24 protein-coding genes are annotated in these 21,949 nt (G+C 55.3%); 9 read left to right on the top strand and 15 right to left on the bottom strand.

From position 1 onward, the window contains the following. Window positions 1-278 precede the first annotated feature (278 nt). The 6 genes from M8013_RS07845 to M8013_RS07820 form a co-directional block, all read right to left on the bottom strand. A complete protein-coding gene (locus tag M8013_RS07845; RefSeq protein ID WP_271267233.1) occupies window positions 279-602 on the bottom strand; it encodes an endonuclease domain-containing protein in 324 nt (107 codons plus the stop codon). Window positions 603-665: 63 nt separating this feature from the next. After that, entirely contained in the window at window positions 666-1,808 is a 1,143-nt protein-coding gene (hemW, locus tag M8013_RS07840; protein ID WP_271267232.1) for a radical SAM family heme chaperone HemW, read from the bottom strand. After that, complete coding sequence (locus M8013_RS07835) at window positions 1,801-2,394, bottom strand: XTP/dITP diphosphatase (RefSeq protein WP_271267231.1); 594 nt, start codon at window positions 2,392-2,394, stop codon at window positions 1,801-1,803. Before M8013_RS07835 ends, hemW begins: the two co-directional genes overlap by 8 nt. A 3-nt stretch (window positions 2,395-2,397) precedes the next feature. Further along, window positions 2,398-2,694 (bottom strand): DUF167 family protein YggU, encoded by a 297-nt coding sequence (gene yggU / locus M8013_RS07830; protein ID WP_271267230.1) that lies wholly within the window; start codon window positions 2,692-2,694, stop codon window positions 2,398-2,400. Next, window positions 2,691-3,257 carry a YggT family protein gene (locus M8013_RS07825; protein ID WP_271267229.1) on the bottom strand — a complete coding sequence of 189 codons (567 nt, stop codon included), beginning with the start codon at window positions 3,255-3,257 and terminating at the stop codon, window positions 2,691-2,693. Before M8013_RS07825 ends, yggU begins: the two co-directional genes overlap by 4 nt. A gap of 30 nt (window positions 3,258-3,287) precedes the next feature. Further along, window positions 3,288-3,989, bottom strand: coding sequence for a YggS family pyridoxal phosphate-dependent enzyme (locus tag M8013_RS07820; RefSeq protein WP_271267228.1), 702 nt, complete (start codon window positions 3,987-3,989; stop codon window positions 3,288-3,290). A 17-nt stretch (window positions 3,990-4,006) separates the two neighbouring features. On the opposite strand from M8013_RS07820, the gene M8013_RS07815 reads away from it, so the two are divergent. Both M8013_RS07815 and M8013_RS07810 read left to right on the top strand, forming a co-directional pair. Further along, window positions 4,007-4,990, top strand: coding sequence for a type IV pilus twitching motility protein PilT (locus M8013_RS07815; protein ID WP_271267227.1), 984 nt, complete (start codon window positions 4,007-4,009; stop codon window positions 4,988-4,990). Window positions 4,991-5,063: 73 nt separating this feature from the next. Further along, entirely contained in the window at window positions 5,064-5,756 is a 693-nt protein-coding gene (locus tag M8013_RS07810) for an IclR family transcriptional regulator (protein ID WP_271267226.1), read from the top strand. Between the two features lie 25 nt (window positions 5,757-5,781). On the opposite strand, the gene ruvX is transcribed toward M8013_RS07810, so the two are convergent. From ruvX to metK, 8 genes are all read right to left on the bottom strand, one after another. Then, window positions 5,782-6,198, bottom strand: coding sequence for a Holliday junction resolvase RuvX (ruvX, locus tag M8013_RS07805; protein WP_271267225.1), 417 nt, complete (start codon window positions 6,196-6,198; stop codon window positions 5,782-5,784). Further along, window positions 6,198-6,758: a YqgE/AlgH family protein gene (locus tag M8013_RS07800; protein ID WP_271267224.1), complete on the bottom strand. Its 561-nt coding sequence runs from the start codon at window positions 6,756-6,758 to the stop codon at window positions 6,198-6,200. The genes ruvX and M8013_RS07800 overlap by 1 nt, the downstream gene beginning before the upstream one ends. A 90-nt stretch (window positions 6,759-6,848) precedes the next feature. Further along, a complete protein-coding gene (gene gshB, locus M8013_RS07795) occupies window positions 6,849-7,796 on the bottom strand; it encodes a glutathione synthase (protein WP_271267223.1) in 948 nt (315 codons plus the stop codon). Window positions 7,797-7,815: 19 nt separating this feature from the next. Beyond that, entirely contained in the window at window positions 7,816-8,547 is a 732-nt protein-coding gene (gene rsmE / locus M8013_RS07790) for a 16S rRNA (uracil(1498)-N(3))-methyltransferase (RefSeq protein WP_271267222.1), read from the bottom strand. Between the two features lie 112 nt (window positions 8,548-8,659). Next, on the bottom strand, window positions 8,660-9,367 hold the full coding sequence (endA, locus tag M8013_RS07785; RefSeq protein ID WP_271267221.1) for a deoxyribonuclease I: 708 nt from the start codon (window positions 9,365-9,367) through the stop codon (window positions 8,660-8,662). Window positions 9,368-9,461: 94 nt separating this feature from the next. Further along, window positions 9,462-9,959 carry a SprT family zinc-dependent metalloprotease gene (locus M8013_RS07780; protein ID WP_271267220.1) on the bottom strand — a complete coding sequence of 166 codons (498 nt, stop codon included), beginning with the start codon at window positions 9,957-9,959 and terminating at the stop codon, window positions 9,462-9,464. A 72-nt stretch (window positions 9,960-10,031) separates the two neighbouring features. Then, the gene (gene galP / locus M8013_RS07775) at window positions 10,032-11,429 is read right to left on the bottom strand and encodes a galactose/proton symporter (protein WP_271267219.1); all 1,398 of its coding nucleotides are present in this window, start codon (window positions 11,427-11,429) and stop codon (window positions 10,032-10,034) included. A 209-nt stretch (window positions 11,430-11,638) separates the two neighbouring features. Then, window positions 11,639-12,793, bottom strand: a complete 1,155-nt coding sequence (gene metK / locus M8013_RS07770; RefSeq protein WP_271267218.1) for a methionine adenosyltransferase — start codon at window positions 12,791-12,793, stop codon at window positions 11,639-11,641. Between the two features lie 419 nt (window positions 12,794-13,212). On the opposite strand from metK, the gene M8013_RS23605 reads away from it, so the two are divergent. From M8013_RS23605 to speB, 4 genes are all read left to right on the top strand, one after another. Then, complete coding sequence (locus M8013_RS23605) at window positions 13,213-13,365, top strand: hypothetical protein (RefSeq protein WP_418939526.1); 153 nt, start codon at window positions 13,213-13,215, stop codon at window positions 13,363-13,365. Between the two features lie 87 nt (window positions 13,366-13,452). After that, window positions 13,453-13,599, top strand: coding sequence for an acid stress response protein YqgB (yqgB, locus tag M8013_RS07765; RefSeq protein WP_271267239.1), 147 nt, complete (start codon window positions 13,453-13,455; stop codon window positions 13,597-13,599). Then, a complete protein-coding gene (gene speA, locus M8013_RS07760; protein ID WP_271267217.1) occupies window positions 13,592-15,568 on the top strand; it encodes a biosynthetic arginine decarboxylase in 1,977 nt (658 codons plus the stop codon). The genes yqgB and speA overlap by 8 nt, the downstream gene beginning before the upstream one ends. Window positions 15,569-15,772: 204 nt before the next feature. After that, the gene (speB, locus tag M8013_RS07755; RefSeq protein WP_058608614.1) at window positions 15,773-16,693 is read left to right on the top strand and encodes an agmatinase; all 921 of its coding nucleotides are present in this window, start codon (window positions 15,773-15,775) and stop codon (window positions 16,691-16,693) included. 45 nt (window positions 16,694-16,738) lie between these two features. On the opposite strand, the gene loiP is transcribed toward speB, so the two are convergent. Next, window positions 16,739-17,497 carry a metalloprotease LoiP gene (gene loiP, locus M8013_RS07750; protein ID WP_271267216.1) on the bottom strand — a complete coding sequence of 253 codons (759 nt, stop codon included), beginning with the start codon at window positions 17,495-17,497 and terminating at the stop codon, window positions 16,739-16,741. Window positions 17,498-17,776: 279 nt separating this feature from the next. Between loiP and tkt the strand changes: the two genes are divergently transcribed. The 3 genes from tkt (at window position 17,777) to M8013_RS07735 (ending at window position 21,934) form a co-directional block, all read left to right on the top strand. Then, a complete protein-coding gene (tkt, locus tag M8013_RS07745) occupies window positions 17,777-19,768 on the top strand; it encodes a transketolase (RefSeq protein ID WP_271267215.1) in 1,992 nt (663 codons plus the stop codon). Between the two features lie 315 nt (window positions 19,769-20,083). Continuing rightward, complete coding sequence (gene cmtB, locus M8013_RS07740; RefSeq protein WP_271267214.1) at window positions 20,084-20,527, top strand: PTS mannitol transporter subunit IIA; 444 nt, start codon at window positions 20,084-20,086, stop codon at window positions 20,525-20,527. A 27-nt stretch (window positions 20,528-20,554) separates the two neighbouring features. Beyond that, window positions 20,555-21,934 (top strand): PTS mannitol transporter subunit IIBC, encoded by a 1,380-nt coding sequence (locus M8013_RS07735; protein WP_271267213.1) that lies wholly within the window; start codon window positions 20,555-20,557, stop codon window positions 21,932-21,934. Window positions 21,935-21,949: the final 15 nt, after the last annotated feature.

The following is a 21,949-nucleotide window of genomic DNA, read 5'->3' as shown; positions in this document are numbered from 1 at the left end:
CAGACGGACGGGAACTACGAGGTGTGGTGGTACAGCACGAAAGTGGGGGTGATCGACCTGAAGAAAAAGTCGATCACCATGGGGAAAGGGTGTTAAAAAGTGTTCACCATGTCCCCGAACACCTGTTCACCATGTCCCCGAACACCTGTTTACCATGTCCCCGGTCTGTACACCCCAGGGGAGAGGGAGAACACGTTCCCTCTCCCCCGGTCTGTACACCCACAGGGAGAGGGAGAACACGTTCCCTCTCCCTGTGGGAGAGGGTTAGGGTGAGGGCATCAGCTATTGAGGTGCTTCAGAATGGCCATTAACACCCCCTCCTCATTCACCCTGAATTCGTTATTCCAGAACCGGATTACACGCCAACCTTGCGCATTAAGATATGCCGTTCGGCGTAAATCGTATTCCTCGTCATCCTGATGCTGCCCACCGTCCAGCTCCACGATCAGCCTCGTCTTGAAGCAGGCGAAATCCACAATCCAGGGGCCAATCGGCATCTGTCGACGAAACTTAAAACCATAAAAACGACGCCCCCGTAATAAATACCAGAGACGTATCTCTTCAGGCGTCATGCTGCTGCGTAAGTGTTTTGCTTTGTCCATCTCCGCACTCTGCCAGCTTTTCCCTCAGCCAGCAGAACGGGAGGTAAAATCCTGAATCGTGCTTCAGGAATCTTCGGCGAGGAACAGCTCAAGAAGGGAGTTTAAGAACAGCTTGCCGTGCTCGGTGATCTGCCAAAATTCTTCGCACTCGGTCAAGTAACCCTGCGCTAGCGCGGCGTCAATCTGCGGGCGGATAACCGCTTCTGTAAGACCGGTATAACAGACAAATTCCGCGCGCGGAGCGGGTTCCAGCAGGCGGAAGCGGTTCATAAAGAACTCAAACGGTTTGTCATGCGCTTCAACGTCATGCTGACGCTCCAGATAGCGCCCTTCCATATAGCCACGCGGGTGGCGTGTTTTGGTGGTACGCAGGATACGTCCGTCCGGGAAGCTCACTTTGCCGTGTGCGCCGCAGCCAATTCCTAAGTAATCACCAAAACGCCAGTAGTTCAGATTGTGCTGACACTGGTAGCCCGGTTTTGCATAAGCCGACGTTTCGTACTGCTGATAACCTGCGGCGGTCAGCAGCTGGTGGCCCTGCTCGAAAATATCCCACAGCGCGTCGTCATCGGGCAGCACCGGCGGGCGCGAGCCAAACAGCGTATTGGGCTCAATCGTCAGCTGGTACCACGAGAGATGCGGCGGGTTAAGGTCAATCGCCTGACGCAGATCGTCCAGCGCCTCGTCCAGCGACTGATCCGGCAGGCCGTGCATCAGGTCGAGGTTAAAGCTGCGCAGCCCCAGTCCGGTCGCCAGATGCGCAGCGCGCTTTGCCTCATCCGAGCCATGAATACGCCCCAGACGTTTTAACTTCGGCTCGCTAAAGCTCTGTACGCCAATCGAAATGCGGTTTACCCCGGCGCGCTGATAGTCGACAAAACGGTCAGCCTCAACGGTGCCGGGATTGGCCTCCATGGTAATTTCTGCATCCGCTGCCAGATTCAGACGTGCACGCACGCCGTCGAGCAACGTCTGCATCGCCGGGCCCGAGAGCAGGCTCGGCGTACCGCCACCGATAAAAATGGTCTTAACTTCACGTCCCTGCGCGTAAGTAACGTCGGCATCCAGATCCTGCAACAGGTGCTGAACGTAGTCGTCATGCGGCACTTCACCCTTCAGCGCATGCGAATTGAAATCGCAGTACGGGCATTTCTGCACGCACCACGGGATGTGAATATAAAGACTCAGAGGTGGCAAATTAGCCATTACGTAATGCTTCCAGTAACAGTTTCAGTGCGCGCCCACGATGGGAAATCGCGCTTTTTTCTTCACGGGTCAGTTCAGCCGCCGTCTTGCCCTCAGAAGGGACAAAGAAAATCGGATCGTAACCAAAACCGCCATTGCCTGCTGCTTCGCGGGCGATGACGCCAGGCCAGCTGCCGTGACAGACCAGCGGGGTCGGATCCTCGGCATGGCGCATATACACCAGCACGCAGTGGAACTGCGCCTGGCGCTGTGCATCCGGGACGTCTTTCAGGGTTTCCAGCAGTTTTTCCAGATTCTGCTGGTCGCTGGCATCAACGCCGGAATAGCGCGCAGAGTAGATCCCTGGCGCGCCGCCGAGCGCATCAACCGCCAGGCCGGAGTCATCAGCGATGGCCGGCAGGCCAGTAATCTGAGCCGCGTGACGCGCTTTCAGAATGGCATTTTCAATAAACGTCAGGCCGGTCTCTTCAGCAGAGTCCACGCCCAGTTCGGTCTGCGCGACCACATCGAGTCCGAAATCATTTAACAGCGAGGCCAGCTCGCGCACTTTACCGGCGTTACCGGTAGCGAGAACAACTTTTTGCATGGTTTAATCCTGTGGTAGCAGTGCCGCGACGTCCGTCGGGATGTGTTGCGGATTAACAATTTTGACCTGCTTGTGGCGGCCCAGTTCACCCTTCTCGAGTACCACCTGGCCTTTGGCGACGCGAAACTGCTTCGCCAGATATTTCACCAGATGTGTATTTGCCTGGCCGTCCACCGGTGGGGCGGTGATGGCGACTTTTAACTCGTCGCCATGCAGCCCAACAATCGCGTCGCGGCTGGCTTTCGGCTGAATATACAGCCGTAAAACCAGCCCGTCGGCGCAGGTGCTGACAGCACTCATAGCGCCATCCACAGCCCCGGCAGCAGGATATTGCCCGTGGATTGCAGCAGCTCAGCGATACCCATGTTGAGAACATACAGCAGCAGCACGAGGATCATCGGCGAGAAGTCGATCCCACCCATTGCAGGCAGCAGGCTACGGATCGGGCGCAACAGCGGCTCGGTAAGCTGAATTAACGAAAATTCCACCGGGCTACGACCCCGGCTGACCCAGCTCATGATCGCCATCACCATCAGCACCCAGAACACCAGCAGACCAATTGTTTTCAACAGGATCAGCACGGCGGCGATCCAGATGATCGGCTGGAAGGTGATGACCATAAACAGCACGATCGCTTTTATCACGCACAAAATCAGCGCGACCAGCATTGAGGCGCTGTCGACTGGCCCCATCGGCGGGATCACCCGGCGCAGTGGCCCGATGATCGGCTGGGTCACTTTGACGACAAACTGCGAGAAGGGATTGTAAAAATCACAACGGGCCCACTGCATCCAGACGCGCAACAAAAGCACCATCGTATACAGTTCAATGACCGTTGAGAGCAAGAAGGTCAACGTCTTCATGGCGTTCCTCAGGTTTCCTTAGTATGGGGATTATTGGGGGTAATCGCGCGCACCGAAAATAGCCGTGCCGATGCGCACCATGGTGCTGCCAGCCGCGATAGCGGCGTCCATATCGTCCGTCATGCCCAGCGAAAGCGTGTCGACCGTTGGGTAACGCGTTTTAAGCGCCCCAAATGCTACAGCCATTTGTTGGGCGACGGCAAATTGCCTGTCGTAATCGGGTTCCGGGGCCGGGATTGCCATTAACCCGCGAAGCTTGAGGCCAGGTAGCGCCGCAACCTGCTCCGCCAGCGCATCCAGTTCTGCAAGCGTTATGCCTGACTTGCTGTTTTCATCACTGATGTTGATTTGAATCAGCACGTTAAGCGCGGCCATGTCAGCCGGGCGCTGCTCGCTCAGACGTGTGGCAATGCGCAGACGATCGACGGTATGGCACCAGTCAAAATGTTCGGCGACCAGACGGCTTTTGTTCGACTGCAGCGGCCCGATAAAGTGCCATTCAAGGTTCGTATGGCCTGTTTCGCGAAAGAGGTGAATTTTCTCGACCCCTTCCTGCACGTAATTTTCGCCGAATGCGCGTTGGCCTGCCGCGACCGCTTCTGCGATGGCGCTCGCAGGCTTGGTTTTGCTGACTGCAAGCAGCGTGACTTCTTCTGAAGCACGGCAGCAACGCGTTGCTGCGGCTGAGATTTTGTCCCGGATCTGTGCCAGGTTGTGCGCAATGTCGTTCATTTTCCGAGGATCATTATATGGATATGGAAGAAATTGTGGCCCTTAGTGTAAAGCATAACGTGTCGGATCTACACCTGTGCAGTGATGCGCCGCCTCGCTGGCGGCGGCGGGGCAAAATGGAGTTTGCGCCTTTTCCGGGGCCAGACGTCGTCGCGCTGATCAAAAGCTGGCTCAGTGACGAACAGCAGGGGACGTGGTGCGCCTGCGGGCAGGTGGATTTTGCCGTCACGCTGCAGAATCATCAGCGCCTGCGCGGCAGCGCATTTGCCCATACCCAGGGCTGCTCGCTGGCGCTCCGGCTGCTGCCGGAAAACTGTCCGCAGCTGCGGTCGCTGGGGACGCCGCGGGTGTTACCCGAACTGCTTGCGAGCGATAACGGCCTGATCCTGGTGACCGGTGCCACAGGCAGCGGTAAATCCACCACCCTTGCGGCGATGGTCGATTTTCTTAACCGCCACAGCGACGGGCATATCTTAACCCTGGAAGATCCGGTGGAGTTTATCCATCAGAGCAAGCGCTGCCTGGTTCAGCAGCGGGAAATTGGCCTGCACTGCCCGACGTTTGCCGAGGCCCTTCGCGCCGCGCTGCGTGAAGATCCCGACGTCATATTACTGGGGGAGCTGCGCGACAGTGAAACCATCCGTCTTGCGCTGACGGCGGCAGAGACCGGCCATCTGGTGCTGGCCACACTCCATACCCGTGGCGCGGCCCAGGCCATCGAACGGCTGGTAGATGCCTTTCCCGCCCAGGAAAAAGAACCGGTGCGCAAACAGCTGGCGGGCAGCCTGTGCGCGGTGCTGGCGCAAAAGCTGGAACGGGATAACCAGCGGGGGCGCGTTGCGCTGTTTGAACTGCTGATCAATACCCCTGCGGCGGCCAATCTGATCCGTGAAGGCAAAACCTATCAACTGCCGGGCGTGATCCAGACCGGACAGCAGGCAGGGATGCAAAATTTTGAGCAGAGCCTGGCCGAGAGAAGGGCGCAGGGGCGACTGGGGTAAACCGCGCCATCCCTTGTATCCTGCGATGCTGGCGGTAGAATCAGACTCTGACCTGCACTCACAGAAAGCGGCTATGTCATCACAACCGAACCAAAGTCTGATCGACGGCATACGCTGTCTGCAATATCTGGTCTCAAGTGGCCGCGCTATCGGTTGTCGTGAACTCGCGCGGCTGATGGGGATCAACACCACGCGCGTGAACCGCCTGCTGATGTCGATGGCCTCCATTGGCCTGACCATGCAGGATGAGCAGCGGCGCTATCTGCCTGGCCCTGGCATTCATGCCCTGGCGGCGCAGGCGATCCGGGGTTCGGAGCTGTTTTCTCGCGCGCTGGTGCAGCTGGAGCGTTTGGCTCCGCGCGATATCGTGGTGGCGCTGGGCGTGCTGTGGGAAGATCAGGTGATCTATATCTGGCACTCAGTACCCGGTAGCCAGACCAGCCAGGCGCTGGCCGGTTACCATATGTTGCCTGCCTGGCAATCGGTTATTGGCATGTCATTGTTGGCCGCCGAAACGGATGCCGCGTTAATTCCGCGCTTTAGCCCGGAACAGTGGCAACAGCTTGCCCCGCACGTTGCGCAGCAGCGCCAGCAGGGGCGGGTTATCTGGCATCATGACGACGGCGAGGTTTCGATGGCGCTGCCGGTAGGCGCCCATCATGCTGCGCTGGCGTTTGCCGGTATGTGGGATATTAACGAGCAGAGCATCCAGGCCCGTCTTAGCGAACTGACGGCGCTGAACGGTAAGCTGTTGGAAAAACCGTGAGAGTGCGCACTGCTTCGAGCAGGGTTCAGTAACCCTGTTCGAAGAAGCTCTCGAGGATGATCACCGCAGAGGCGGAGTCGACGCTGCCTTTGTTGAGGGCGCGAAAACCGCCGTGCTCAAACAGACCTGCGCGGGCTTCTACCGTGCTCAGGCGCTCATCGTGCAGCTTGATTGCTACGCCAAAACGACCGTGGATCTTATTGGCAAAATTACGTGCCCGGGCGGTCAGGGGCTGTTCGGTACCGTCCATGTTCAAAGGCAGACCGACGATCACGGTGTCTGGCTGCCACTCTTTTAACAGACGTTCAATCAGATTCCAGTCCGGCGTGCCGTTTTGCGCCTTTATAGCCGTCAGCGGGCGGGCGGTGCCGGTAATGCGTTGACCAATCGCTACGCCAATACTTTTGGTGCCGAAGTCAAATGCGAGGAGAGTGCCGCTCATCAGGCATGCCCCGCTACGCCAGGCATGGTCTGGATATCAATGCCAATCAGTTTTGCTGCATCACGCCAGCGATCGGCGATCGGGGTTTTAAACAGAATGTTCAGGTCCGCGGGTGCTGTCAGCCATGCGTTATCGAGGATCTCCTGCTCAAGCTGGCCTTTTTCCCACGAGGCATAGCCAAGCGCCACCAGCACTTCGGTAGGGTGGCTTTCCGTACCCAGTATCTCCAGCACGTCGCGGGAGGTGGTGATGACGGTGTTATCAGAAATACGGATGCTGGACGAGAAGCCCGGCGGGGTATGCAAAATAAAGCCGCGCTCTTCGGCCAACGGGCCGCCCAGCATCACCGGTTTGTCGAGGCGAATTTCAGGCACGCGTGCGTCCTGGGAAATTTTTAATTTTTCCAGAATGCCTTCAACGGTAAGATTTTCCAGCGGTTTATTGATGATGATACCCATCGCGCCATCATCGCTGTATTCGCAGATATACACGACAGAACGACGGAAAATGGGGTCCTGGAGAGCAGGCATGGCAATAAGAAAGTGATGCTGTAAATTCATTGTCAGAGATCTGTTTCCTGGTTTAAAAAGCGACAGCGTCCAGTATGCGTAGAAACCTGAGCGCTGTCACTAATAGTATTGGCGGGGGAATTATTGCTTCAGACGTTTTTCAATCGCGTCCATCAGCATGCCGGTAATGGATACCGGGAATTCCGCTTCGATTTCGCGAATACAGGTTGGGCTGGTCACGTTCACTTCTGTCAGGCGATCGCCAATGATGTCGAGGCCGACAAAGATAAGTCCTTTGGCCTTCAGCATCGGGCCGACTCGGCGGGCAATTTCCCAGTCACTTTCAGTCAGCGGACGCGGCTCACCGCGGCCACCGGCGGCCAGATTCCCACGGGTTTCGCCGCCCTGCGGAATACGCGCCAGGCAGTAAGGTACCGGCTCACCGTCCACCACCAGCACGCGCTTGTCGCCATCAACAATGGCCGGAATATAGTTCTGCGCCATGCAGTAGCGGGAACCGTGCTCGGTCAGGGTTTCGGCGATCACGCCCATGTTCGGGTCGCCCTCTTTCACGCGGAAAATGGACGCACCGCCCATCCCATCCAGCGGTTTCAGAATGATATCGCCGTGCTTCTGCCAGAAGGCTTTCAGCTGCGCCTTGCTGCGTGTCACCAGCGTTTCAGGTGTCAGGTCAGAGAACCAGGCGGTGTAGAGTTTTTCGTTACAGTCACGCAGGCTCTGCGGTTTGTTAACGATTAAGGTGCCTTTCTCTTCTGCGCGTTCGAGGATATAGGTGCAGTAGATAAATTCGGTGTCAAACGGCGGATCTTTACGCATCAGGATGACGTCGAGTTCGGCCAGCGGCAGATCCTGCTCGGAGCCAAATTCGTACCATTTATCGTAATTCTGCTCGACGTTGACGATGCGGGTACGCGCCCGGGCCTCGCCGTTAATCAGGTAAAGGTCGCTCATCTCCATATAGTGGAGCTGGTAGCCGCGACGTTGCGCTTCCAACAGCATAGCGAAGCTGGAATCTTTCTTGATATTGATGCTTGCGATGGGGTCCATCACGATGCCGAGCTTAATCATTGTCTTCTCCGTTAATGCTTCAACCTAAATCGCCAAAACGCACCTGCAGGGCAGTAATGGCGGTCAGCGCGGTGGTTTCAGTACGCAGAACGCGGGGTCCCAACAGAATATCAGTAAACTGGTAGCGCGCGGTCATGGCGATTTCATCTGCCGACAGACCGCCTTCCGGGCCAATCAGCAGCCGCACGCGCTCAACCGGCAGCGGCAGCGTATTGATGCTGGCGCTGGCGCGGGGATGCAGATTGAGCTTCAGGCCCTGCTCCTCTTCGGCACACCAGGCTTCGAGATCCATCGCCGGGCGGATCTCCGGGACGCGGTTGCGGCCAGACTGTTCGCAGGCGGCAACAGCAATTTTTTGCCACTGCTGGAGCTTCTTATTCAGACGTTCGGCATCCAGTTTAACGCCACAGCGCTCTGAAAAGAGTGGCGTAATGAGGCTTACACCCAGTTCGATCGATTTCTGGATGGTGAATTCCATTTTTTCGCCCCGCGACATCACCTGGCCGAGGTGAATATGCAGCGGCGATTCACGATCGTCGATTTCGCCACGCAGGATGCTAACCTGCACGCTTTTTTTGTCAGCGCGGGTAATTTCGGCATCGAAGACCTGGTTTGAACCATCAAACAGCTGAATCGCCTGGCCTACACCCATACGCAGTACGCGGCCAACGTGGTTGGCGGCCTCTTCAGACAGGGCAATTTCACCGCCAGTGGAGAGGGGGGTAGGGTGATAAATACGGGGAATACGCATAGTCAAAGAATTCCATAAGTAGCCAGGTCCCCGGCTCGGTCTGTTCCCTCTCCCTTGTGGGGAAGAGGGTTAGGGTGAGGGGTACGCAAATAACAATTCCCGCTAGTGTAGGTTAGCTCTTTTGCGCCTGGCAAGCGCGCTGCACGTACGGGTTATGATTCCCCTGTACTTTGGCGATGCGATCGTCGCGCTGACACTCCCAGTCCGTAACCGGATACAGTTTGTCCCAGGCGTTAAACAGCTGGGTTTGCTGGCGTGAGAGGGTGAGTTCATAGCGATCGCGCATATAGAAGTAGGTGCGGGCGATACTGCCGCGGGCGCGAACCGGTGGCTCGGCGAGCTTCTCTTTAAAATCCACCTTCATGGCGCACTGGCCGTACTGACCTTCACCGCCGTTCCACTGGCTGTACATGAAGTTGCCGCGATCGCCATTCACCTCGCCCACCGCAGGCTGCAGGTTGTGCATGTCGATCTCCATCTTGCGGTAGCCTGGATCTTTGTCGCAGTTTTTACGCCCGCCGTCCTGCCAGCACTGACGCTGGTGGCCAAACTGCCATGCCGGAACCACATGTTCCCATTCAACTCGGCTGGCGCGGTTCTCATTTTTACGCACTTTATAGCCGCAGGACGCCAGATCCACGACCCCTTTTTTGCCCTGCCAGTTAATTTTGCAGCCACAGTAAAAATCGCCGGCAACGTCGGCGTTAACCTTTACGCCCGCGGCTTTGGCCTGAGAGAAACTGTTGATACCGTCGGCCAGCGCATGGCCTGACAATGCCGTCGTCAGAAAGGCGACCGCGAGAGAGAAATTACGGGACATCGTGAACTCCGTGTCAAAACGAGCCCGCAACGTAGCGAATGTTGTTCTGGTATGCAATCAGGCAGATCATGAAAGTTCCTGATGATTCCGCCGGTTACTCCGCGATAAGCGGTTCTCCACACTTTACGCAGCGGTAGGTCGCTTCTTTGCGCACCACCCGGTTGTGACGGCGCACGGTAAGCTGATGCTGCTGACACCCGCAGCGGTAGGGGAAGGTATTGCGTTGAACGGAATTCAGCTCGAACTTATGGGTGCGTCGCGCCGGGACGCCGAGCACCGCTTCCATCATCCACTTCCACTCTTTACCGTGGGGCGCGACGCGACCAAAGTGCTTCCACACCAGCAGGTGCGCCAGTTCGTGGGGGAGCACTTCATCGATGAAGGCCTGCTGGTTTTCCAGCAGCAGTACGGGGTTCAGGCGGATCTCATAGCACTCCAGCCAGGCGGTTCCTGCGGCAGTGCCACGTTGCTGCCAGACCAGTTTCGGTTCCGGGTAGTTCCGGTCGAGCTTCAGGTTAGCCTGCGCCAGTTTGTCGCGCAGGCAGCGCTTAAGAGCTTGCTGGAGCGCAATGGGAAGACGGGGAGTTTTCATAGGGGCAGAGCATAGAGCGTGCGGCGGGGTGGTGCAAGGGGCTTCCTCCCGGGCGGGAGGAAGCCTGGCACATCAGTCGTGAGCGCCGATTTCGCGCAGCGGACGGCCTTTCATCAGGTTGCGTTCAATATGTTCCAGCGACACGTGTTTGGTTTCAGGAACCAGCCACAAGGTCAGGACGATAAACAGCAGGTTCAGACCCGCATACACCCAGAAGGTGTTGGCGTTACCCAGCGTATCGAGCATGGTCAGGAAGGTGGCGCCGACGATCATGTTGGCAATCCAGTTGGTGGCGGTGGAGCAGGTGATACCGAAGTCGCGGCCTTTCAGCGGCTGGATCTCGGAACACAGCACCCAAATCAGCGGACCCGCGCTCATCGCAAAACCGGTGATAAACATCAGCAGCATGCCAACCGCAAAGTACTGGGCAGTGGTTGAGTGGATGCCCATATGCATCATGGTGCCCAGCACGCCCATCCCGACCGCCATCACCAGGAAGCCCAGCGTCAGGGTCGGTTTACGGCCCCAACGATCCACCAGGCCGATGGCGATAAAGGTGGCCAGCACATTGGTCAGACCGACGATCACCGTGCCCCACATCTGCTCGGTGGTGTTGGTGTATCCCGCCAGCTCAAAGATTTTGGGTGCGTAATACATGATGACATTCATCCCGGTAAACTGCTGCATCACCTGCAGCAGTACGCCGAGGAAGACCGCCCGACGGAAGTTGCTGTTCTCTTTAAACAGCGCCCAGCCGCTCTGCTTGACCTTCAGGCTTTCGCGAATTTCATCCAGCTCGTTTTTGGCTTCGGCACGGGTGTCGCGCAGGCGCAGCAGCACGCGTTCCGCATCGTTAAAGCGCCGTTTGGCAGCGAACCAGCGCGGGCTGTCCGGCAGGAAGAACACGCCAATCAGCAGCAGGATTGCCGGGATGATTATTACCCCCAGCATCCAGCGCCAGGCCCCGCTGTAGCTGAACGCGGTATCAGAAAGATAGGCCCCAAGAATACCGATGGTGATCATCAGCTGGTACATGGAGATCATGCTGCCGCGAATTTTCTCCGGCGCGATCTCGGATAAGTACAGCGGGGCGGTGTAGGAGGCGACGCCAACGGCAAGGCCCAGCAGCACGCGCGAGGCAATCAGCACTTCCACGTTGGGGGCGGCGGCAGAAAAGAGCGAACCGGCCACGAACAGGATCGCGCCGATCATCAGGCTCTTCTTACGCCCGAGCCTGAAAGAGAGCCAGCCGCTGCCAACCGCGCCGACCGCGGCACCGAACATCATCGAGCTGACCACCCACTCCTGGGTGTGGGCCGTAATCTGGAATTCATCGGTAATAAAAGGCAGCGCCCCGGCAATCACGCCAATATCCAGACCGAAAAGTAATCCCGCCAGTGCGGCGAGGAAGCAGACAAAAAACGTCATTGTCCTGTTGGACGTCCGCCCTTGTTTATTATTGTCAGGCATTCAGCCCTCCCTGTGGGTAAATTGTTTTGTGATTGTAAAGATTTGATTAGGAAACAGTAAAAATATGTCAGAGAGACCGGGGTGACAAAGAGAGTATTCCGAAAGGGGCAGAGTTTATTTTGATGTAAGCGATTTCAGGCGGGCGAACTGGCGGCAGAAAACAAAAAAGCCAGCGCGAGGCTGGCTTTTTTACACGAGCGGTCAGTCGATTATTTCAGACCGGCAGCGTCACGCAGCTGAGCCGCTTTGTCGGTTTTTTCCCAAGGGAAATGTTCACGACCAAAGTGGCCGTAGGCAGCGGTTTCTTTGTAGATTGGGTGCAGCAGATCCAACATCTGGATCAGGCCGTATGGACGCAGGTCGAAGAACTCGCGTACCAGCAGGGTCAGCTGCTCCGTTGGCACTTTTTCGGTGCCGAAGGTTTCAACCATGATTGAGGTTGGCTCTGCCACGCCGATCGCGTAGGAAACCTGGATTTCACAGCGGTCAGCCAGGCCAGCAGCAACGATGTTTTTCGCAACATAGCGTGCTGCGTAGGCTGCAGAACGGTCAACTTTAGACGGATCTTTACCGGAGAACGCGCCGCCACCGTGACGTGCCATGCCGCCGTAGGTATCAACGATAATCTTACGACCGGTCAGGCCGCAGTCACCCATTGGTCCACCGATAACGAAGCGGCCCGTTGGGTTGATGAAGAATTTGGTCGACGCATTCAGCCACTCGCTCGGCAGAACCGGCTTGATGATCTCTTCCATCACCGCTTCTTGCAGGGATTTCTGATCGATATCTTCAGCGTGCTGAGTCGACAGAACGACCGCATCGATACCGACAATTTTGCCGTCATCGTACTGGAACGTGACCTGGCTTTTTGCATCCGGACGCAGCCACGGCAGGGAGCCGTTTTTGCGCACTTCTGCCTGACGCTGCACCAGACGGTGAGCATAGGTGATTGGCGCAGGCATCAGCACGTCGGTTTCGTTGGTGGCATAGCCAAACATCAGGCCCTGGTCGCCCGCGCCCTGCTCCAGCGGATCGGCACGGTCAACGCCCTGGTTGATGTCCGGGGACTGTTTGCCAATGGCGCTCAGTACCGCGCACGAGTTGGCATCAAAGCCCATATCAGAATGCACATAGCCGATTTCACGCACGGTGTTACGGGTGATCTCTTCGATATCAACCCAGGCACTGGTGGTGATTTCACCGCCAACCATTACCATGCCGGTTTTGACATAGGTTTCACAGGCTACGCGCGCTTTTGGATCCTGCTCGAGGATCGCATCCAGCACCGCATCGGAGATTTGGTCAGCAATTTTATCAGGATGTCCTTCTGATACGGACTCGGACGTAAACAGGTGTTTTGCCATGTTTTAATTTACCTAAGGAGAACTTGGTTAGCTCAGACTGTTGTGTGGGATAGCCATAGCAGTGTTTTCTACCTGGACTTACAGACGATGACACTGGCAGTCTGAGTGTTAATCGGTATAGATGGATTAACATCTGGACGGCTATTTTAGGTCACTTCTTCGCCCGATTTCCAGCTTTTTTTGAATCCGTTCTCACTCCCTTTAAAAGCCGGCTGGAAATTTTTCCTGACGGTACTGGCAATGCACACATTTATGTTTTGCATTTTCCCTGTCATGTCGGTATAAAACGCGGCGCGCGGCTCATACAAAAAGCACACGACGTTACAGCGCGTCGCCACTTCCAGCCGGGTAAAGCAGTGAATTTTTAGCTTTAACTTGTCGCGAGTTTGCTCAAACTTGCGTGGAGGTGAGTCGAGATAATGAACCGTCGTTTTCTGCTTAATTCGTTCTGTCCTTCAGGCCAGAACCTGTTCCCCGCCAATCGCATTTCTACTCTGCAAACCTGCCGATGTTATACCCATCTCGGCGCTTCTCAGGATCCCAGGGCTGGCATTACGCTTTGTGAAGACTGAACAAGGGCGCTCTTGTAAATACAAGAGTTTTCTCGTGGTTTCGCCGGACCTTGTCATACAGAGTTCGGATACGTGTTTTACAATGATATGAATAAGAAACCGGTCGCACGACCCGACTTCCAGCATTCTGTGCTGGATAAGTGGTCGGTTAATGGGTTGTTATCGCAGATTAACGCTGCGATAGTAGTCAACTGTTTTACACTGAATAGTCAGTTTGAGGTTCGCTATGTCTGACGACATGTCTTCGGTTTCGCCTTCGTCAGCAGGCGAACAGGGTGTACTACGTTCTATGCAGGAGGTTGCGATGAGCTCCCAGGAAGCCAGCAAGATGCTGCGCACTTACAATATTGCCTGGTGGGGCAATAACTACTACGACGTCAACGAACTGGGCCACATCAGCGTTTGCCCGGATCCTGACGTACCGGAAGCTCGCGTCGATCTCGCCAAACTGGTGAAGGCGCGTGAAGCGCAGGGCCAGCGTTTACCTGCACTGTTCTGCTTCCCGCAGATCCTGCAACATCGCCTGCGTTCCATTAACGCCGCCTTTAAGCGCGCGCGTGAATCTTACGGCTATAACGGCGACTATTTCCTGGTCTATCCGATCAAGGTTAACCAGCACCGTCGCGTCATTGAATCCCTGATTCATTCCGGTGAACCGCTGGGACTGGAAGCGGGCTCCAAAGCAGAACTGATGGCGGTTCTGGCCCATGCGGGCATGACCCGTTCAGTGATTGTCTGTAACGGCTATAAAGACCGTGAATACATTCGTCTGGCGCTGATTGGCGAGAAGATGGGCCACAAGGTCTATCTGGTTATCGAGAAGATGTCTGAGATCGCCATCGTGCTGGATGAGGCCGAGCGCCTGAACGTGGTGCCGCGCCTTGGCGTGCGTGCACGTCTGGCCTCCCAGGGCTCCGGTAAATGGCAGTCCTCCGGCGGTGAAAAATCCAAATTCGGCCTTGCGGCAAACCAGGTTCTGCAACTGGTCGAGATTATGCGTGAGAAGGGGCGTCTGGACAGCATTCAGCTGCTGCACTTCCACCTCGGCTCCCAGATGGCCAACATCCGCGACATCGCCACCGGCGTGCGCGAATCGGCACGCTTCTACGTTGAGCTGCACAAGCTCGGCGTGAACATTCAGTGCTTCGACGTGGGTGGCGGTCTGGGCGTGGACTACGAAGGGACCCGTTCTCAGTCTGACTGCTCGGTGAACTACGGCCTGAACGAATATGCCAACAACATCATCTGGGCGATTGGCGATGCCTGTGAAGAGAACGGCCTGCCGCATCCAACGGTGATCACCGAGTCTGGCCGCGCCGTTACCGCGCACCATACCGTGCTGGTATCGAACATCATCGGCGTTGAGCGCAACGAATACACCGAAGCGACCCCGCCTGCTGACGATGCGCCGCGCGCGCTGCAAAGTATGTGGGAAACCTGGCAGGAGATGCATGAGCCGGGCACCCGTCGTTCGCTGCGCGAATGGCTGCACGACAGCCAGATGGATCTGCACGACATTCACATCGGCTATTCTTCCGGTACGTTCAGCCTGCAGGAACGCGCATGGGCAGAGCAGCTGTACCTGAATATGTGCCATGAAGTGCAGAAGCAGCTCGACCCGAGCAACCGTGCGCACCGTCCGATTATCGACGAGCTGCAGGAACGTATGGCGGACAAAATGTACGTCAACTTCTCGCTGTTTCAGTCGATGCCGGATGCCTGGGGTATCGATCAGCTGTTCCCGGTGATGCCGCTGGAAGGGCTAAACCAGATCCCTGAGCGCCGCGCGGTGCTGCTGGATATCACCTGTGATTCCGACGGGGCTATCGATCACTATATCGACGGTGACGGTATCGCCACCACCATGCCAATGCCGGAGTACGACCCGGAGAACCCGCCAATGCTGGGCTTCTTTATGGTCGGCGCGTATCAGGAGATTTTGGGCAACATGCACAACCTGTTCGGTGATACCGAGGCGGTTGACGTGTTTGTCTTCCCTGACGGCAACGTGGAAGTGGAACTCTCTGACGAGGGTGACACCGTGGCGGATATGCTGCAGTACGTGCAGCTGGATCCGAAAAAACTGCTGACTCAGTTCCGCGATCAGGTGAAAAATACCGATCTGGACGCTGCATTGCAGCAGCAGTTCCTGGAAGAGTTCGAAGCCGGTTTATACGGTTACACGTATCTGGAAGACGAGTAAGCCTTCTTCCCTCTCCCGCTGGGAGAGGGTTAGGGACACAGACCGAACATCGCCGATACTCACTTGAACCCGTATCAATTAGCGGCGATAATTCGCCGCAACAGGCAGTATTCGAATCAATCCCTTTCTCGTCGGGCTTAACGACGCGGAAGGGATTTTTTTTCATCTATTTTCAATGCATCGACGTTATTAAGAGGTCAGGACATGAGCACTTTAGGTCATCAGTACGATAACTCTCTGGTATCTAACGCTTTTGGATTTTTACGCCTTCCGATGAACTTCCAGCCGTACGACAGCGATGCGGACTGGGTCATCACCGGCGTGCCGTTTGATATGGCGACTTCCGGTCGCGCCGGTGGCCGTCACGGCCCGGCCGCTATCCGTCAGGTCTCCACCAACCTGGCCTGGGAGCATAACCGCTTCCCGTGGAACTTCGACATGCGCGAACGCCTGAACGTGGTTGACTGTGGCGACCTGGTGTATGCCTTCGGCGATGCGCGTGAAATGAGTGAAAAGCTGCAGGCCCACGCAGAAAAACTGCTGGCTGCCGGTAAGCGCATGCTCTCTTTTGGCGGCGATCACTTTGTCACGCTGCCGCTGCTGCGCGCCCATGCCAAGCACTTCGGTAAAATGGCGCTGGTGCATTTCGACGCTCATACCGATACCTACGCGAACGGCTGCGAATTCGACCACGGCACCATGTTCTTCACCGCGCCGAAAGAAGGCCTGATCGATCCGAATCACTCCGTGCAGATCGGCATTCGTACCGAGTTTGATAAAGACAACGGTTTTACCGTGCTCGACGCCTGCCAGGTGAACGATCGCGGCGTGGATGACATCATCGCCCAGGTGAAGCAGATCGTCGGCGACATGCCGGTTTATCTGACCTTCGACATCGACTGTCTGGATCCGGCATTTGCTCCGGGTACCGGTACGCCGGTGATCGGCGGTCTGACGTCCGATCGCGCCATCAAGCTGGTGCGCGGCCTGAAGGATCTGAATATCGTCGGTATGGACGTGGTGGAAGTGGCCCCGGCCTACGATCAGTCAGAAATCACTGCGCTGGCTGCAGCGACGCTGGCGCTGGAAATGCTGTACATCCAGGCGGCGAAAAAAGGCGAGTAAGTGCTGATACAGGCCGGGAGAGATTACCCGGCCTGGGGGATGGCGTTACTTGATGCCGTCTGCGGACATGCGATCGCGAATATGCTGCGCGCGCTCTGCAGAGGCTGGGTGGTCGTCAAACATTGAGCTTTGACGGCCCGCTTCCTGCTGTGCCAGCTTTTCAAAACTGGTGGCTAAGCCCGACGGATTGATGCCGCGTTTGCGCAACAAATCGTAAGAGTAGTCGTCGGCCTCAGACTCCTGACGCTGGGAGAACTGGGAATTGACCAGTTTTTCACCCAGATCGCCGAGCTGCGACTGAGACAGGCTCCCGACGATGCCCCCGGCAGAGGCGGCCGCGACGCGAACGGCGTTAGTGCCGAGCGCAACCTGCATCCCTTTCTTCACGTGGCCCAGCGCGACGTGCCCCATTTCGTGGCCAATCACCGCTTCGACTTCGTTGTCGGTCATCATATCCATCAGCCCGCTGTAGACGCGGATACAGCCGTTCGCCATCGCAAACGCGTTGACGTCTTTCGCCATGTAAACCTTGTAGTTCACCGGCTGGCCGTTGATGTTGTCGCCCAGCGCAGAAGAAATCTTGTTCAGACGCTGAGCGTAAGTGCTGCTTGCCGGCGCGATAGTGGCTTTACCGTCCATCTCCTTACAGGCTTCATCACTTAACGCTTTGACCTGAGCATCGCTCAGGGTGTAGGCCTGAAACGCCTCCGCCCCGGAGCTCATCAGCCCACCAGAGTCCATATTTTGACACCCGCTAAGCAGGAGTGTCGTTCCCAGAGCCAGCACAATTGCACGCATTTTCATTATGTTGCTTCCGTACCCGTTAAACTCGATAAAGTGCGAACGTTCTCCCTGCCGTCAGGCCGGAGTGTCACTGAGTATAAAGAATATAAACGACGGCGGGCGAGAAGATTGCGCAACGTGCGAGGCGGTTCCAGAGATTTCTTAACCGGCAAAAGAATGGTCCATGTACATGCTTTGTCGCTTGGGTTACATTGTTGGCACTTTTTTCCGGCGTAGCCCAAAACGCGCTGTCGTCAAGCCGAAACGGGTATGGCCATCAACATCCGATCTGGAGTCAAAATGTCCTCACGTAAAGAGCTTGCCAATGCTATTCGTGCGCTGAGCATGGATGCTGTACAAAAAGCCAAATCCGGCCACCCGGGCGCCCCGATGGGCATGGCTGACATCGCCGAAGTCCTGTGGCGTGAATTCCTGAATCACAACCCGCAAAACCCAGCCTGGGCTGACCGCGACCGCTTCGTGCTGTCTAACGGCCACGGTTCAATGCTGATTTACAGCCTGTTGCACCTCACAGGTTATGCCCTGCCAATCGAAGAGCTGAAAAACTTCCGTCAGCTGCACTCCAAAACGCCAGGTCACCCTGAAGTGGGTTACACCGCTGGCGTTGAAACCACCACCGGCCCACTGGGTCAGGGTATTGCCAACGCAGTCGGTATGGCGATTGCTGAGAAAACGCTGGCGGCGCAGTTCAACCGCCCAGGTCATGACATTGTTGACCACTTCACCTATGCGTTTATGGGCGACGGCTGCATGATGGAAGGCATTTCTCACGAAGTGTGTTCCCTGGCTGGCACCCTGAAGTTGGGCAAACTGGTTGCGTTCTATGACGACAACGGTATCTCCATCGACGGTCACGTTGAAGGCTGGTTCACTGACGATACCGCCGCACGTTTCGAAGCCTACGGCTGGCACGTAGTACGTGGCGTTGATGGTCACGATGCTGACTCCATCAAACGTGCAGTAGAAGAAGCGCGCGCAGTCACCGACAAACCGTCCCTGCTGATGTGCAAAACTATCATCGGTTTCGGTTCTCCAAACAAAGAAGGCACGCACGATTCTCACGGTGCACCGCTGGGCGACGCAGAAATCGCACTGACCCGTGAAAAACTGGGCTGGAAACACGCCGCGTTTGAAATCCCGTCTGAGATCTACGCTCAGTGGGATGCGAAAGAAGCAGGCCAGGCGAAAGAGTCTGTCTGGAACGAGAAATTCGCAGCCTACGCAAAAGCTTTCCCACAGGAAGCGGCTGAATACACCCGTCGTATGAAAGGCGACATGCCGTCAGACTTCGACGCGAAAGCGAACGAGTTCATTGCTAAACTGCAGGCTAATCCGTCCAAAATCGCCAGCCGTAAAGCGTCCCAGAATGCGATCGAAGCCTTCGGTCCTTGGCTGCCAGAATTCCTCGGCGGCTCCGCTGACCTGGCACCAAGTAACCTGACCATCTGGTCTGGCTCTAAAGCAATCAACGAAGATGCTGCGGGTAACTACATCCATTACGGTGTGCGTGAATTCGGCATGACCGCCATCGCGAACGGTATTACCCTGCACGGTGGTTTCCTGCCGTACACCTCTACCTTCCTGATGTTCGTAGAATACGCGCGTAACGCCGTGCGTATGGCGGCGCTGATGAAACAGCGTCAGGTGATGGTCTACACCCACGACTCCATCGGTCTGGGCGAAGATGGCCCTACTCACCAGCCAGTTGAGCAGGTTGCTTCTCTGCGTGTGACCCCGAACATGTCCACATGGCGTCCATGTGACCAGGTTGAGTCTGCGGTAGCATGGAAATACGGCGTTGAGCGTAAAGACGGCCCGACCGCGCTGATCCTCTCCCGTCAGAACCTTGCCCAGCAGGATCGTACCGACGCGCAGCTGGCGAACATCGCGCGCGGTGGTTACGTGCTGAAAGATTGCGATGGTCAGCCTCAGGTGATCTTCATTGCTACCGGTTCAGAAGTTGAACTGGCGGTGGCTGCCTGGGATCAGCTGGCTGGCGAAGGCGTGAAGGCGCGCGTGGTTTCCATGCCGTCTACCGACGCATTCGACAAGCAGGATGCGGCATACCGCGAATCCGTCCTGCCGAAAGCGGTTTCCGCTCGCGTGGCAGTGGAAGCAGGTATTGCTGACTACTGGTTCAAATACGTTGGCCTGAACGGCGCTATCGTTGGCATGACCACCTTCGGTGAGTCTGCGCCGGCTGAATTGCTGTTCGAAGAGTTTGGCTTCACCGTTGAGAACGTGGTCGCGAAAGCGAAAGAACTGCTGTAATTCGGTTTACGGTATAAAAAGGGTCGCTTCGGCGGCCCGTTTTTAATTTGAGGGTTATTTATTTGCCCCTCAGCAAGATGATAAATACGATCTGAATCACAACTCTGGCATTTAGTCATTTTGCGAATTTGCAATACACATCACATAATATCTATTGCTTTTTATTTTAACGTCTTCAATCCATTGTTTTCATTGGTTTTGTAAAAACCCATCTTTTGTTTTCGCTATTTCCCACCTGAATTGATTTAAATCCTCTCCGCGAGTATTTTATTTTAACCGATAAGTTGTACCCTAAAAATAAAATAAGGATAGCGTATGCGGTTGATTGATTATTTCCCTGAAGCATCTATCTCAATAAAGCAGGCAGCTAAGAACTGGCAGGAAGCTATTGATTTTTCCATGTCATCTTTACTGGCTAATCATTTTGTAAACTCAAATTATATCCAGGCTATTAAAGACTCTACGATTAATAATGGTCCGTACTATATTTTGGCCCCCGGTGTCGCGATGCCGCATGCACGACCAGAATGTGGTGCATTAAAAACCGGAATGTCATTAACGCTACTTAAACAAGAAGTACAGTTTGCCGAAGATGATGAACCTGTAAAGTTATTAATTGGTTTGTCTGCGGCAAATGCTGATTCGCATATCGGCGCTATCCAGGCATTAAGCGAATTGTTATGTGAAGAGGAAATACTGGCTGCATTGTTGAATGCTAAATCAGAAAAACAGTTAGCGGATATTATAGCTCGCGCATAATTACTCTCTCCTTGACAGGATATTATTATGGAACACAAGTCTGCTCGTGCAAAGGTCCAGGCTTTTGGGGGCTTTTTGACTGCAATGGTCATCCCCAATATCGGTGCTTTTATTGCCTGGGGTTTGATAACTGCCTTATTTATTCCAACCGGGTGGATGCCTAACGAGCATTTCGCCAAAATTGTCGGTCCGATGATTACCTATTTACTGCCAGTAATGATCGGCTCTACCGGTGGACATCTGGTCGGCGGAAAGCGCGGGGCGGTGATGGGGGGAATAGGGACTATTGGCGTGATCATTGGTGCCGATATCCCGATGTTCCTCGGTTCAATGATCATGGGCCCGCTTGGTGGTCTGGTTATTAAGCATATCGATCGGTTGCTGGAAAAGCGTATCCCTGCTGGTTTCGAGATGGTGATCAACAACTTCTCCCTCGGGATTGCGGGCATGCTCCTGTGTCTGCTTGGATTTGAAGTGATTGGACCGGCAGTTCTCATTGCCAATAACTTTGTGAAGGAGTGCATTGAATCGCTGGTGCACGCGGGCTATCTACCCCTGTTGTCATTGATTAATGAACCGGCAAAAATCCTCTTTCTGAATAATGCTATTGATCAGGGGGTCTATTATCCGTTGGGCATGCAGCAAGCCTCTGAAACGGGTAAATCGATCTTCTTTATGGTGGCCTCAAACCCTGGCCCTGGTTTAGGTCTGCTGCTTGGTTTTACTTTTTTTGGCAAAGGAATGGCGAAGAAGTCAGCGCCAGGTGCGATGATCATCCATTTCCTTGGCGGTATTCACGAGCTCTATTTCCCATATGTGCTGATGAAACCTTTAACCCTTATTGCCATGATTGCCGGAGGCATGAGCGGGACATGGGTATTTAATGTGTTAGATGGCGGGCTGGTTGCGGGTCCAAGCCCTGGTTCTATTTTTGCTTATCTTGCGCTGACGCCTAAAGGATCTTTCCTTGCCACCATTGCGGGCGTAGCGGCAGGAACACTGGTGACCTTTGTTATCACGTCTTTCATTTTGAAAATGGAGAAAAAAAGCGAAGCCGAAAGTGAAGATACGTTCAGTGAATCAGCTAAAGCCGTTAAGACAATGAAGCAGGAGGGCAAGTTTTCATATCAAAATGTGAAACGAATTGCTTTTGTCTGTGATGCTGGAATGGGGTCTAGCGCAATGGGCGCAACGACATTCCGCAAGCGTCTTGAAAAAGCAGGGCATACGATCACCGTTACGCATTTTGCTATCGAAAATGTCCCCGACGATGCGGATATTATTGTTACCCATGCCAGCCTGGAAGGGCGTGTTAAGCGAGTCACTGAAAAACCATTAATTCTGATAAAGAACTATATTGGCGATCCATTGCTTGATGATTTGTTTAAACATTTGACCTCGAATTAATCTTTCTGATTTTTG

Origin of the sequence: Silvania confinis, from assembly GCF_025564085.1 — a bacterium.
In the GTDB taxonomy this organism is placed as follows: domain Bacteria; phylum Pseudomonadota; class Gammaproteobacteria; order Enterobacterales; family Enterobacteriaceae; genus Enterobacter; species Enterobacter confinis.
This window is presented reverse-complemented; position numbering and strand designations above follow the sequence as displayed.

Coding starts and splice junctions, on each gene's coding strand:
- M8013_RS07845 (WP_271267233.1), bottom strand. CDS start 602: ATGGACAAAGCAAAACACTTACGCAGCAGCATGACGCCTGAAGAGATA.
- hemW (WP_271267232.1), bottom strand. CDS start 1,808: ATGGCTAATTTGCCACCTCTGAGTCTTTATATTCACATCCCGTGGTGC.
- M8013_RS07835 (WP_271267231.1), bottom strand. CDS start 2,394: ATGCAAAAAGTTGTTCTCGCTACCGGTAACGCCGGTAAAGTGCGCGAG.
- yggU (WP_271267230.1), bottom strand. CDS start 2,694: ATGAGTGCTGTCAGCACCTGCGCCGACGGGCTGGTTTTACGGCTGTAT.
- M8013_RS07825 (WP_271267229.1), bottom strand. CDS start 3,257: ATGAAGACGTTGACCTTCTTGCTCTCAACGGTCATTGAACTGTATACG.
- M8013_RS07820 (WP_271267228.1), bottom strand. CDS start 3,989: ATGAACGACATTGCGCACAACCTGGCACAGATCCGGGACAAAATCTCA.
- M8013_RS07815 (WP_271267227.1), top strand. CDS start 4,007: ATGGATATGGAAGAAATTGTGGCCCTTAGTGTAAAGCATAACGTGTCG.
- M8013_RS07810 (WP_271267226.1), top strand. CDS start 5,064: ATGTCATCACAACCGAACCAAAGTCTGATCGACGGCATACGCTGTCTG.
- ruvX (WP_271267225.1), bottom strand. CDS start 6,198: ATGAGCGGCACTCTCCTCGCATTTGACTTCGGCACCAAAAGTATTGGC.
- M8013_RS07800 (WP_271267224.1), bottom strand. CDS start 6,758: ATGAATTTACAGCATCACTTTCTTATTGCCATGCCTGCTCTCCAGGAC.
- gshB (WP_271267223.1), bottom strand. CDS start 7,796: ATGATTAAGCTCGGCATCGTGATGGACCCCATCGCAAGCATCAATATC.
- rsmE (WP_271267222.1), bottom strand. CDS start 8,547: ATGCGTATTCCCCGTATTTATCACCCTACCCCCCTCTCCACTGGCGGT.
- endA (WP_271267221.1), bottom strand. CDS start 9,367: ATGTCCCGTAATTTCTCTCTCGCGGTCGCCTTTCTGACGACGGCATTG.
- M8013_RS07780 (WP_271267220.1), bottom strand. CDS start 9,959: ATGAAAACTCCCCGTCTTCCCATTGCGCTCCAGCAAGCTCTTAAGCGC.
- galP (WP_271267219.1), bottom strand. CDS start 11,429: ATGCCTGACAATAATAAACAAGGGCGGACGTCCAACAGGACAATGACG.
- metK (WP_271267218.1), bottom strand. CDS start 12,793: ATGGCAAAACACCTGTTTACGTCCGAGTCCGTATCAGAAGGACATCCT.
- M8013_RS23605 (WP_418939526.1), top strand. CDS start 13,213: ATGAACCGTCGTTTTCTGCTTAATTCGTTCTGTCCTTCAGGCCAGAAC.
- yqgB (WP_271267239.1), top strand. CDS start 13,453: ATGAATAAGAAACCGGTCGCACGACCCGACTTCCAGCATTCTGTGCTG.
- speA (WP_271267217.1), top strand. CDS start 13,592: ATGTCTGACGACATGTCTTCGGTTTCGCCTTCGTCAGCAGGCGAACAG.
- speB (WP_058608614.1), top strand. CDS start 15,773: ATGAGCACTTTAGGTCATCAGTACGATAACTCTCTGGTATCTAACGCT.
- loiP (WP_271267216.1), bottom strand. CDS start 17,497: ATGAAAATGCGTGCAATTGTGCTGGCTCTGGGAACGACACTCCTGCTT.
- tkt (WP_271267215.1), top strand. CDS start 17,777: ATGTCCTCACGTAAAGAGCTTGCCAATGCTATTCGTGCGCTGAGCATG.
- cmtB (WP_271267214.1), top strand. CDS start 20,084: ATGCGGTTGATTGATTATTTCCCTGAAGCATCTATCTCAATAAAGCAG.
- M8013_RS07735 (WP_271267213.1), top strand. CDS start 20,555: ATGGAACACAAGTCTGCTCGTGCAAAGGTCCAGGCTTTTGGGGGCTTT.